The 12301-nt window shown below is 40.8% G+C and carries 13 protein-coding genes and 1 tRNA gene (1 of these 14 cut by a window edge); 7 read left to right on the top strand and 7 right to left on the bottom strand.

Annotated elements, in window-relative coordinates:
* Positions 1-2 precede the first annotated feature (2 nt).
* Positions 3-1715, top strand: a complete 1713-nt coding sequence (gene mutL, locus ABM313_RS19440; protein ID WP_434684798.1) for a DNA mismatch repair endonuclease MutL — start codon at positions 3-5, stop codon at positions 1713-1715.
* A 120-nt stretch (positions 1716-1835) separates the two neighbouring features.
* Positions 1836-2486, top strand: coding sequence for a Uma2 family endonuclease (locus ABM313_RS19435; protein WP_434684797.1), 651 nt, complete (start codon positions 1836-1838; stop codon positions 2484-2486).
* A gap of 136 nt (positions 2487-2622) precedes the next feature.
* Here ABM313_RS19435 and ABM313_RS19430 read toward each other — a convergent pair whose 3' ends face one another.
* Both ABM313_RS19430 and ABM313_RS19425 read right to left on the bottom strand, forming a co-directional pair.
* Positions 2623-3000: a HepT-like ribonuclease domain-containing protein gene (locus ABM313_RS19430; RefSeq protein ID WP_434684795.1), complete on the bottom strand. Its 378-nt coding sequence runs from the start codon at positions 2998-3000 to the stop codon at positions 2623-2625.
* Positions 2997-3284 carry a nucleotidyltransferase family protein gene (locus tag ABM313_RS19425; protein WP_434684794.1) on the bottom strand — a complete coding sequence of 96 codons (288 nt, stop codon included), beginning with the start codon at positions 3282-3284 and terminating at the stop codon, positions 2997-2999. The genes ABM313_RS19430 and ABM313_RS19425 overlap by 4 nt, the downstream gene beginning before the upstream one ends.
* A gap of 124 nt (positions 3285-3408) precedes the next feature.
* Here ABM313_RS19425 and ABM313_RS19420 point away from each other — a divergent pair, with 124 nt between their 5' ends.
* The 4 genes from ABM313_RS19420 to ABM313_RS19405 all read left to right on the top strand — a co-directional run bounded on the left by ABM313_RS19420 (position 3409) and on the right by ABM313_RS19405 (position 8041).
* On the top strand, positions 3409-4170 hold the full coding sequence (locus ABM313_RS19420; protein WP_434684792.1) for a DUF4145 domain-containing protein: 762 nt from the start codon (positions 3409-3411) through the stop codon (positions 4168-4170).
* A gap of 93 nt (positions 4171-4263) precedes the next feature.
* Positions 4264-5862 (top strand): uroporphyrinogen-III C-methyltransferase, encoded by a 1599-nt coding sequence (gene cobA, locus ABM313_RS19415; protein WP_434684790.1) that lies wholly within the window; start codon positions 4264-4266, stop codon positions 5860-5862.
* 242 nt (positions 5863-6104) lie between these two features.
* On the top strand, positions 6105-7181 hold the full coding sequence (locus ABM313_RS19410; protein ID WP_434684788.1) for a peptidoglycan-binding domain-containing protein: 1077 nt from the start codon (positions 6105-6107) through the stop codon (positions 7179-7181).
* Positions 7182-7261: 80 nt separating this feature from the next.
* On the top strand, positions 7262-8041 hold the full coding sequence (locus tag ABM313_RS19405) for an ABC transporter permease (RefSeq protein ID WP_434684787.1): 780 nt from the start codon (positions 7262-7264) through the stop codon (positions 8039-8041).
* A gap of 49 nt (positions 8042-8090) precedes the next feature.
* On the opposite strand, the gene ABM313_RS19400 is transcribed toward ABM313_RS19405, so the two are convergent.
* The 5 genes from ABM313_RS19400 to ftsE all read right to left on the bottom strand — a co-directional run bounded on the left by ABM313_RS19400 (position 8091) and on the right by ftsE (position 11283).
* Positions 8091-8648, bottom strand: a complete 558-nt coding sequence (locus tag ABM313_RS19400; RefSeq protein ID WP_434684785.1) for a sterol desaturase — start codon at positions 8646-8648, stop codon at positions 8091-8093.
* A 145-nt stretch (positions 8649-8793) separates the two neighbouring features.
* The gene (locus ABM313_RS19395) at positions 8794-9222 is read right to left on the bottom strand and encodes a hypothetical protein (protein WP_434684784.1); all 429 of its coding nucleotides are present in this window, start codon (positions 9220-9222) and stop codon (positions 8794-8796) included.
* A gap of 139 nt (positions 9223-9361) precedes the next feature.
* Positions 9362-9435 (bottom strand) — tRNA-Arg (locus ABM313_RS19390).
* Between the two features lie 97 nt (positions 9436-9532).
* Positions 9533-10450, bottom strand: a complete 918-nt coding sequence (locus tag ABM313_RS19385) for a cell division protein FtsX (protein WP_434684782.1) — start codon at positions 10448-10450, stop codon at positions 9533-9535.
* 50 nt (positions 10451-10500) lie between these two features.
* Positions 10501-11283: a cell division ATP-binding protein FtsE gene (ftsE, locus tag ABM313_RS19380; RefSeq protein ID WP_434684781.1), complete on the bottom strand. Its 783-nt coding sequence runs from the start codon at positions 11281-11283 to the stop codon at positions 10501-10503.
* A 524-nt stretch (positions 11284-11807) separates the two neighbouring features.
* On the opposite strand from ftsE, the gene ABM313_RS19375 reads away from it, so the two are divergent.
* Positions 11808-12301 carry the 5' portion of a response regulator gene (locus ABM313_RS19375; RefSeq protein ID WP_434684780.1) on the top strand. 82 nt of this gene lie beyond the right edge of the window, so 494 of the gene's 576 nt are visible here — the first part of the coding sequence; it begins with the start codon at positions 11808-11810; its stop codon lies off the right edge, out of view.

The raw sequence follows: 12301 nt of genomic DNA, 5'->3' as shown, positions 1-12301 counted from the left end.
CAATGCAAAACATTCACACTCTACCTATAGAAGTTGTCCATCTAATTGCCGCAGGTGAGGTGATTGATTCCTTAGCGGCAGTGGTTAGAGAACTTGCAGAAAATGCGATCGATGCTAACGCAACCAGAATCGTGATTTCCATTTGGACAGATTCCCTCTCAGTACAAGTGAGTGATAATGGCTGTGGCATGACGATCGCTGATTTATCACAGGCAGCTACACCGCATACAACTAGTAAAATCAATAATGCTGAAGATTTACAACAGATTAATAGTTTAGGCTTTCGGGGTGAAGCTCTTTATAGTCTAGCCCAACTTGCTGATTTGAATATTTGCAGTCGTCCTGTTCTAGAACCAGTGGGCTATCAGGCTCATTATGATCATTACGGTAATTTGTCCACTAGCCCAAAGGTGGTGGCGATCGCCACAGGTACAGTCGTCACAGTTCACAATCTATTTTCTCGTTATCCCAATCGCTTACAATCTTTGCCTAGCAATTCACAGCAAGTTCGCAAAGTACAGTTACAAATTCAGCAAATGGCGATCGCGAATCCACAGGTTAACTGGCAAGTTAATCTCGATGGAAAAGAATGGCTCACAATTTGGGCAGGAGAGAATGCAAGTGATATTTTGCCCCAAATTATTAGTTCGATTCAGCCCTATGATCTGGTGTTTAGAGAGTTTGCCCTCACCCCCCAAACCCTTCTCCCAGTGAGGGAGAGGGTTAACCAGAGTCTTGCTCCCCTCTCCCTCACTGGGAGAGGGGCTGGGGGTGAGGGAATATCCATTACCCTCGGACTACCCGATCGCCTATCTCGTCGTCGTCCTGATTGGGTAAAAATCAATCTCAATGGGCGGGTAATTAACTTTCCTGAATTAGAGCAAACTATTCTCTCTAGTTTAGAGCGAACCTTGCCACGCAATCGTTTTCCTGTGTGTATTGTTAATTTAAACTTACCCTGCGATCGCATTGACTGGAATCGTAATCCCGCCAAGTCTGAAGCCTATATTCAGGATTTAGGAGAAATTCAAACTCAGTTAAAAGAATGTATTACGGAAGCCCTAAAAGTACCTGAATCAAGTTCACAAATTAATTACAATAGTGCCGCTAATGATCTATTAAGAACTGCTGAGCGAAAAACTTCTTATTTGATTCCTACCAAACGCGAAACCTTTAAGCAGCCGAATTTATCATTAAAAGCGATCGCGCAGGTTCTAGATACTTACATCTTGGCGGAACATGCGGGTGGTTTATGGCTAGTGGAGCAGCATGTTGCCCATGAGCGAGTTCTCTTTGAACAAATCGAAACTCAATGGCAAATCGTGGCAATCGAGCAACCGATTTTATTAAAGCAACTTTCTGATGATGAGATTGAACGATTGCAAGCATTAGGTTTAGAAATAGAAGCTTTTGGAAATAACCTATGGGCTGTGCGATCGCTGCCTGAAATCTTAATTGGACATGAGGATTGTGCAGTAATTTTGCAAGAAATGAGTCAGCAGGATGATCCCACCATGTCAAGGGCAACGGCAGCCTGTCGTAGCGCAATTCGCAATGGTACAAAGTTAGAAATTTCTACAATTCGCGATCTGCTCTGGCAATGGCAACAAACCCGCAATCCTCACACTTGTCCTCATGGTCGTCCGATCTGCTTAGCGATCGATGAGTCAGATTTAGCAAGATTTTTCCGCCGCAATTGGATTATCTCAAAATAGTCCAAGAATAGTCCAAGAGATTGTGCGACGCGAAGCATCACACAATCTCTTGGCTACTTTAATATTGCGGTAGCTATATAATTAATCTCAGTTGCTTGGCGATCGCACAGGTCAAACCACATGACTAATACAATCAGCAAATTAGAGACTATTTACCCTAGTACTGACGGACAACCGATGGCAGAAAGTACCGAGCATTATCAATGGATAGTGACGATTACAGGTGGATTGGAATCTCTATTTAAAGATGATGAGAATGTATTTGTAGCAGGAGATTTGCTCTGGTATCCTGTGGAAGATCGCCCTGAAATTCGCCGTGCGCCTGATGCAATGGTGGTATTTGGCAGACCTAAAGGAGCAAGAGGTTCTTACATTCAACATCTTGAGTCAGGGATAGCCCCTCAAGTAGTATTTGAAATTTTGTCTAGGGGCAATCGTATTTTAGAAATGTCTCGCAAGTTTGATTTTTATCAAACCTATGGGGTAGAGGAATATTATGTTTACGATCATCTTTCTAATGATTTGGCAATATGGATCAGAAATCAAGAACAGAATCGACTAGAGCCAATTGATGATGTCCAAAATTGGATCAGCCCACGATTAGGAATTCGCTTTGAGCTAACTGATGAAAGTTTAAATGTTTTTAACCCTGATGGGAGCAAGTTTTTAACTTATCTTGAACAGGTTCAACAAAAAGAACAAGCTCTAAATGCTATGTCTAAATATGCAGCTAAACTTCGCGAAATGGGCATAGATCCTGAGAATCTTTGAGTTAGGACTTACGGGAACGAGTCAAGAACTTAAGTTCTTGGCTCGTTCCCGTAAATTTACTTCATATGAATCAATTTTAGTGAGATTTTGCCTCTAAATTGGATTATCTCGAAATAATGATTATTGTTGGTTCAATTTACTCAGGATTTTCAGAAGAGTGATTTTCTAAATCTTGAATACAAGTTTTAACGTGATTATTTAAATCAGGCAATTTGTCAGGGTTGTGGATGATATTCCAGACAGTTTCTAAATCAATCCCCCAATAGTGATGAGCTAAAACGTTTCTAAAATCCCCAATATCGCGCCAAGGAACTAAAGGATAATTGTTTTTGAATTCGGCAGGAAGTTTGTTAACTGCTTCGCCAATAATTTCTAGCTCTCGGATTACAGCCATTGTCACTGTTCTATTGGTTAAGAAACTTTGTTTTCCTTCTTGAATATGAATAGCGATCGCCTCTATGGATTCCTTAATGTGATAGAGAAAAAACAGAGGCGATTTTGGTACTTTGCTCATAATAGAATTGCTGATGACAAAATTTCCTGTCTGATAGTATGGTGCAGGGCTGTGCTATGGACAATATCAACGTCACAATTTAGTAATTCCTGTAATGCTCTGCGTAAGCGAATTACGTCAAATAAATCTTGTTCTGGATCAGGATCAATCAAAAAGTCAATATCACTATTTTCTGTATTTTCATTTTTGGCAACAGAGCCAAACACTCTAATATTATGAGAATGATATTGTTTTGCTAGTTCAATAATTTTTAATCGATGTCTCTGCAATTCTTGTAGATTCATATGCTGATATAACTAGCAAGCTTGTTTATAGCATTTACAATAAAGTGTGATGTATTTCTAAGCAAATACTTTTAGTATAATTTGAAAGACGAACATCAAAACAAAATATGGAGAAAAATATTAAGTGACCCTACCAGTCAACTTGCAAAAAAAGTATGTTGATCGTTTTGACGTACTTATCAATGAAGGAGAAAAAATTAATCGACAGATTAAAGAAGATCTAACTAATGGATGCAATACAAGTATAAGTTCTGCTGCTATGCAGTGGAAAACAAGCTGCTTATCACTTCTAGGTCAGATACTTCAAAAAAATAATACACACAGGAACTTAATCGAAGAGTTTGAGAAGTTCCAGATTGGTTCTCGTAGTAAGGCTATCGCAATACATATTGACCAACAATATGTTGACACACTATTAATGTCTGAAACTGTTGGCAAACTAAAAGCTATCAAAGATGATTTTGAAAATGGTTTTCTAGCTAATCTATCAATTCAAATTGAGGCTGAGATTGTAGCTAACTATCTAGAACAAGCTGAAAATCTACTAAATGAAGGTTCGAGGGGAAAATACGATCATGTTCCAGCAGCAGTTTTAACTGGAGCAGTATTAGAAAAATCTTTACGCACACTTTGCGATCAACAAACCCCACCTATTCTTACTTTTAAAACAACTACAAAGGGAAAATCAGAACCACTTACATTAAACCCTCTCATTGACGAGCTGAAGAAAGCGGCAGTGTTTAATGAATTAAAGGCTAAACAGTTACGTTTTTGGGCGGATATTCGCAATGCAGCAGCACATGGTGAATTTGATAAATTTTCTCGTTCCGATGTTGAACAAATGCTCGAAGGCGTAAAAGATTTTTTGGCTACCTATATGCTCTAAACGAACCTCAGAAAATTTGTCTCTGGACTATCTCAGGACTTTGACTCGGAGTGTGATGAGGTAGATGTGTAGCTTTAAAAAGTAATTTATTGAATGAGTCCTAGAATGCAAGATATTTCAAAGAAAAATATAACTCAAGGCAAAGTTTTTATTGTTGGGGCAGGAATTGGTAGCGTGGAGTTTTTGACGGTTCGTGCTAGGGACTTGATTAGCGTTGCTGAAGTAATTATTAGTGATGCGTTGGTCGATCGCACTTTATTAGATCTCGCTCCAGAAAACTGCGATCGCATCATTGCTGGTAAACGTGGCGGACAGGAAAGCATCAAACAAGCCGAAATCAATCAAATGTTGGTGGATTATTGCTTGCAAGGTAAGCACGTGGTGCGCCTCAAGAGTGGAGATCCTTGGATATTTGGGCGATCGCTACCTGAGATACTTGCCCTACAAGCAGCAAATTGTGAATGGGAAGTTGTGGCAGGAATCTCCAGTGCGATCGCAGCGCCGATGTTGACAGGCATACCACTTACGGAAGTAGAAGCGAGTTCTTGTTTTGCAGTTATGACGGGGCATGATTTGGCTCGATTACCTTGGGAAGCGATCGCCCAAATTCCAACATTGGTAATTTTGATGGGGACAAATAATCTGGCAAGCTTATTAGAGAAATTACAAGCGGGAAAATCTGGGGATACAAAAATCGCGATCGTGCGTTGGTGTGGAAGAGCCGATCAACAAGTATGGACAGGAACTCTGAAGGATATTCAAGCAAAACTACCTGAAGGATCGCTATCGCCCTCAGTAATTATTATTGGTGAAGCCGTAAAGTTTCATGAGCAATTGTCACATCAGTGCAGTCAATCGTTGGAAAATTTTGAGCAACAGGTAGATCTCGAAAAGGACAAGTTAGCATTGCAAGGCAAAACGATTTTGGTAACAAGGGCGGCGGGTCAGGCTAGCCAATTTACAGATTTATTGATCAGTCAAGGGGCAAAGGTAATCGAGATGCCAACTTTGGCAATCGTCCCGCCGACTAGTTGGGAAATGCTCGATCAGGCGATCGCCAATCTATCCAATTATGACTGGCTAATTTTGACATCCGCGAATGCCGTTGAAAGCTTTTTTGGGCGCTTGCGAGAATCGGGTCAAGATAGCCGTGCTTTGCATTCTTTGAAAGTTGCTGTAGTGGGGCGAAAAACAGCCGAAGTTTTGGCAAATTATGGAATTTCACCAGATTTAGTACCCACAGATTTTGTTGCCGATGCTTTAGTAGATGCCTTTCTTGCTATTCCCAATCATGTTTTAACTGACAAAAAAATGTTATTTCCCCGTGTGCAGTCGGGCGGAAGGGAGATTTTAGTAGAGCAGTTGCAGCAACATGGGACGACTGTTGACGCTATTCCTGCCTATGAGTCGGGATGTCCTGAAGAGATCGATCCTGTGGCTCTAGCTGCAATTCAAAATCAGAGCTTAGATGCGATCGCCTTTGCTAGCTCCAAAACCGTCAAGCATTTTTGCCAACTACTTGATCGCGTAGCCTCGCCAGAAATTTGGCAGGGCTGGATTGCCCAAATAAAAATTGCCTCAATTGGACCTCAGACTTCTAAGACTTGCTACGAGTTATTAGGACGGGTTGACTGTGAGGCGTTGGAATATACCTTAGATGGACTTGCTGAGGCGATCGGCAAAAGTTTTTAAACATGACAGGCACTTTGCGCCTATTCCTCTTGTTGGACTATTTAAAGATTACAAAAAGAGGCAATTTATGACATTTACTGTTTTTTTCCATACAATAAATATATAGGCTCTTTTAAACCAGCAATTTATATCTTGCACCAAGGGATATAAATGGCGGAAATCCATCGAAATCAGTTTTTTTTTCACGAATCGAAAAGAGCCGATTAATGAGCTTAATGGCATTTTTATTGAGGCCGAATTGTATGGAACTTGTTGCGTATCTCCATAGTGAAATGCTTTGCGAACAGCTACGGCAAGGCGAAAATCTTGATCAGAATTTAGATTGTCAACTACTGAACTCGATCGCCAAATCTTCACAATATGCGAAATCAGTCTTGTGTATTGGGCTAGCAGCAAGTGCGATCGCCATCAATGCTTTGCCTATTGCGGCTTTTGCCTACACACCTGAAGTGGCAAGCATTCAACAGCTATTAGCCAGACGTGGCTTTAACCCAGGAGAGATCGATGGTGTTAAGGGTGCGGCTACTACAGAAGCAATTATTGCCGCACAAACTTTTTACAAATTAAATGCTGATGGTGAGATCGGAGCGCAAACAATTGCCGCGTTAGAAGCAGACACTTACGAAGCTAATGTTTCCGAAGTTTCACCTGTCAAGGTCACACCTATTAATGTTGCTAATAGCGATAACAAATCAGACTCAATCAAAAACTTGCAACAATTGCTAAGCGATCGCGGGTTTTATGGTGGCGCGATCGATGGGATTAATGGTCCAATGACTCAAGAGGCAATTATTCTTGCTCAAAAAACCTACGGCTTAGTTGCTGATGGTGTTGCAGGTTCTCTAACTATTGCAGCGCTAGAGTCTGGCAGCAATTATGTCCCGAAGAGCAACGTCGCTAGTACCAAATCAGACTCAATCAAAAATTTGCAACAATTGCTGAGCGATCGCGGTTTCTATGGTGGCGCGATCGACGGGATTAATGGTCCAATGACTCAAGAGGCTATTATTCTCGCTCAAAAAACCTATGGATTAGTTACCGATGGTGTTGCAGGTTCTCTAACTATGGCGGCTCTAGAATCTGGTAGCACTGCTATTAGTTATAAGGAGACTGCTAGTAAAGAAACCACAAGCAAAGTCACCGACAATTCCATTAAAAAAGGTCAAACCCTTTTAAGCCAGCTAGGTTTGTATGATGGAGCGATCGATGGCATTCAAGGCTCAAAGACTACTGCTGCCATTAAAAAAGCACAATCATTGTATGGATTACCTGTTGATGGAGTGCTAACTTCAGAAACGTTAGCAGCATTGCAATCTTAGAAAATCAGGAGCCATACTTAGCACTTCTCCTGATTTCTATGGATAATAAGAACGCCAAGCGCTTTTATTATGATTAATTTATGACGGCTGTTATCGATCTGAATATTCCCAAAATGGCGATCGCCCTCGGTATGGTGGCGATCGCCATTAGTTTATCGGTCTGGCAAAAATTAGCGATCGCCAAGAATTTAATCATCGCCACCTTTCGCAGCATTATTCAATTAATCGTAGTGGGATTTTTGCTAGATGCTGTATTTGAAATCAAACAACCAGTCGTAATCCTATTCATCATTTTCTTGATGAGTCTCATGGCAGCCCGTGAAGCCAAAAATCGCGTGCGGGAAAAAGTCCCCTATGTCCTACAAATCATGTGGATATCAGTCATCATTGGCACATTAGCAATTCTTGCTTACACCACATTTTTAGTAGTCCAGCCTGATACTTGGTACTCACCACAATATTTAATTCCCCTCGCAGGAATGATCTTGGGAAATTCGATGAATGGTGCTGCGATCGCTGCCGAGCGATATACACAGGATTTGGTCAAGCGATCGCGGGATATCGAAGCCCATTTATGTTTAGGTGCAACCCCACAACAGGCGATTGTTAATTACCAATCCGACGCAATTAGAGCCGCCATGATTCCCACAATTAACGTGATGATGGTGGCTGGTGTGGTGTCACTCCCTGGAATGATGACAGGGCAAATTCTAGGCGGCGTATCACCATTACTAGCAGTACGATATCAATTAGTAATTTTATTTGCAATTACTACAGCTAATTTAATTACAGCTTTGCTATTAACTAATTTGGTCACTCGCCAATTTTTTACACCCGCTCAACAATTAAAATTGCCATAAAACCAAAGAGAGAGGTCGCTTCGCTACCTCTCTCTTTGGTTTTAAGAAGTTAAACGCTGATAGTTTTACTGCTACTTGCTTGATTAATCTGCTTAAATTTGCGTCGGATAAAGCGTAAGAAAGTTAGCCATTTTTGAGCAGGATAATCATAGAATGAGAAAATATCACCATAGGCAGCAAAAGCATTTTGATGGTGCAACCAATGTCTTTCAGGCGTAGTAATCCATAACAAATCACACCAAGATTTCCAAGGTTCTGGAGTTTTCCATTCAAGGATTGAAACATGCCTCCACACCACATGAAACTCGCCTAACAACAGACCAATAATCGTACCGATCGCTGATAAATGCCATAGCCAAGGGGTAAATACAAAGTAAGGAACTGCTCCTAAAATACCATCTAGCAATACGAGAGGATTTCTGGTCAAAACTGCATAATGTAGAAAGCTGCGGTTTTTACCATGATGCACGATGGAATGAAACTTGCCAAAAACATGTTCAGGAACATGATACAAAAATGTTGAAAAGAAATCTCCTAGCAGAAGCAACAGCAATGTTACGGCAATCGCTTTTATCAACTCTAAAGCAACTTCTAAAATAACTTCCAAAGTAAACCCTCACAACTTGATTCAAGCCTAAGAGATGAAGTTAAAGTTACGTTTATACCAAGGTTAAGAATCAATTTGAGCTAAGTAAATATACTTGGATCGACCATAAATCGTTAAATTAATCTTTAAATCGACTTAACAAAACTTAAGGTTTGGATAAAGCTTCTAAGCGATCGCTTAAAAAACGATACCAAGCTGCCGCAATATCGATATCAGTAAACCTAATGCTAGGCATCTCTCCCGTTTTCAACACTAATTCCAGAGAAATTTTCTTTGCATTCAATGGAAATTCAGAATCTTTTGCATCAAAAAACTTACTATCAATCCGAAATCGGATGCGGGAAATATCTTGAAAAGTAACTGTTTGAATATCTAGTGGATCTTTGCGAGTTGGCTTTCCCCATGTGAGGCGATCGCCTTTTTGTCCCAATACAGCATAGATGTCATATTTATGACGCTCAAATTGCTCAGCCCACTGTTTATAGGACTCAATTTTTTGGTACTCATTCCATCCTGACCACACCAGCCAAAAGAACACTACCAGCAACGGCAACCACAATAATCCACGTTCCATAGATTAAAAAATTTAGTTTGTTTACTAATAAATCTTGCCGTGCAAAGCACAGCAAGATTTATTTTTATCATTAGCGTGAAACGCTGTCATTTAAATTTTGACCTGCGGTGCATAGCAAAATTTACTTTGTGATCATCAACGAGTATGGAGGGACTCGAACCCCCGACCCTCAGAACCGGAATCTGATGCTCTATCCAACTGAGCTACATACCCATACTTGCAGCAATCATATCATATTGCATAGTAGAGTCCGCTAGAAGCATTGCCTCAGCAATTCATGAAGTAAGTAAGCCCGAAGAGATTACTTACTTCATGAATTGAAAGAAAATCTACGCACAGCTAGCAGACTACCTAACACACCAATCACCGAGCCAAAGATTACTAATATTGCAGGTAAAATCAGTTGCGATCGCAAATCTGTGGTTAACCCCAAAGTTAGGGATTTAATTAACTCAGGTTGATTAATGATCGCATCACCTAAAAGATTCAGACTTAGCATCAACATTAAATAAGCAGTCCCTGCGCCCGTAACTCCAAAAAATATACCTTGCAGTACAAATGGAAAATAAATCCATGCTGCCGTAGCGCCCACCAATTGCATCACCTCAATCTCACGCCGTCGAGCCAACACAATTAACCGAATTGTCGTCGTAATAACCGCGATCGCAATCACCGTAAAAATTGCCACGATCGCTACACTACTATTACTCAAAGCGCGGCGCAGTTGACCGATGCGCTCCACCACTTCATTGGTATACCAAACCTCATTAATACCCTTTAAGCCAGAAATACGCTTAGCAATATCAGGCACGCGATCGCTAGACACCGCCCTCACCTTAAACTCATCAACTAAAGGATTGCCACCAAGTTGTTGTGTCGCCTGATTAAGATCATTTTTACCCAGATCCTTCATCAAATTTTCCCATGCGTCTTCTTTAGGAATTAGCTTTGCAGCAGCAACTCCATCCACTAACAGCAATCGCGGTTGCATCGACTCACCAACCACATTCTCATCCAGATAGACCGATATCTCCAACTGACTGCCAAGTTGCCCCAGTACATTTTCCAGTTGCCAAGAGATCTGTAAGCTTGCCCCAAACAAAAACAACAACACAGCCACCGTACTGATAGCAGCCCAATTCATCCATCCGCCACGCCGCAATCCTAAAAAAGTCTCGCGTAGCAGATAGTCGATTTTAGTAAAGAAGCGAAGGACGTTTTGTACCATTTTTGTATTCAATATTTATATTGAGCGCAGGCAAAGCCCGCGCTCAATAATTACACGATGTAACCATTTTGCAAATGCAAGACAGGATGATTAGCGGCTCTGACCAACTGCTCATCGTGAGTAGTCAAAAGCACCGTCACCCCAAAGGAATTCAATTTTTTCAAAATTTTAATTACTTGCCAAGCATTATCAGGATCAAGGTTGCCCGTTGGTTCATCCGCCAGAACTAACGGCGGTGTATTCACGATCGCCCTTGCGATACTTGTACGTTGCTGTTCCCCACCAGACAACTCTTCAGGAAAACAATCTGCCTTATGCATTAGCCCTACCATTTTGAGCGCAGGTTGCACACGTCGCTGGATTTCCTTGTAGGTATATCCCTGAGCCATCAATACAAAAGCAACATTTTCAGATACAGTGCGGCGCGGTACAAGTTTGTAATCTTGAAAAACTATGCCAATCTTGCGACGTAACATAGCAAGATTATTACCTTTTAAATTATTTAGGTTAAACCCATTCACAATTACATCGCCATCCGTAGCCTGTTCAGCACCATACAACAATTTCAGTAAGGTTGATTTTCCCGATCCCGAATGCCCTGTAATAAATTTAAAGTCACCTTTATATAGTTCAAGGCTAACGTCGCGTAAGCCAACAGCACCATTGGTGTAAGTCTTGCGAACATTTTCTAATTTAACAATTACTGACTTTTGCCCATTTGGCACATGACCATCAGAAATCTTATCAGGGCTTGGATTAATTAAGGTTGGGTTTGGTTTAGTTGGCAGTTTTAGCATTGGCGATCGCTTAAATATTCTAAAAAATCTGTGCATAGTTAAACCATGCCCGATCTTTGTACTTGAGATTATACAGACCAAGTCAAGGGATCAACATCAGCTATTGCTGCCAAACTCAAAACACAGAACACACATCAAAACAAAACCCAGATTTTTTGTGGTGCGGCAAAGCCGTACCACAAAAAATCTGGGTTTTATTAAATATTTGATGAAAGTCCACCGATGACGGACTTTCATTAAATCAAATTTTTATAATATTAAGGTGCTGTCAAATTAGGGGAGATATTCTCTAATTTTTGGGTATCTGTGTGCTAAATTATTGCGGGTTCAAGAGCTAAATCTGACAAAAACTAGTAAGCTTTTATTTACTTACTAAGCTTCTAGTTAATACAAGCCTAAATAGATCACTAATTACAATGGCTAATTAAACTAAAATATGCTTGCTATCATTGTCGTTTAGAACTTCACCTATCCTGTCAGTGACAGTGGCGTAGTCTTCCCACAAACTAGCTAATCAAGCTAAATCTCTATTCACCAAAATAACTGAGGGGTTATCAGCAGTGGCAGCTCACAAAATACTAGTAATTGATGATAGTCGCGTAATCCGTAACATGGTGCGCGACATGCTCCCGCCAGCAAACTTTGAGGTGCTAGAGGCCGCCGACGGCATCAAAGGGCTGGAGATGATCCAGAAAGAAAAGCCTTGGATGATCATGCTAGATTTTTTACTGCCTCGGATGAGTGGATTTGAGGTTTATGAAACTTTGCAGCAAAGTCCTGAGCTTAGCCGTATTCCATTAGTTTTAATGTCTGGACGGAAGGAAGAAGTAACCAGCAAGATTGCAGAGCCATTTGAAGATAAATATCTGGTATTTATTGAAAAACCCTTTGAGCAGAAAGAGTTGATCACAGCGATCAAACGAGCAATGGTCTTAGTACAGAAGCGTCCTCCTATCTCTGTAATAGAAAATCGCATCGCATCTACTGATGTAGCTTCTCAAGAACGAACTGACGATACTCTGATTAAACGTATTGAAGAACTAGAAGCAAAGCA

Source organism: Pseudanabaena minima str. Chao 2107 (assembly GCF_051131155.1).
GTDB lineage: Bacteria > Cyanobacteriota > Cyanobacteriia > Pseudanabaenales > Pseudanabaenaceae > Pseudanabaena > Pseudanabaena minima.
Note: the sequence above shows the minus strand (reverse complement) of the source record. Positions and strands in the feature narration are given on the sequence as shown.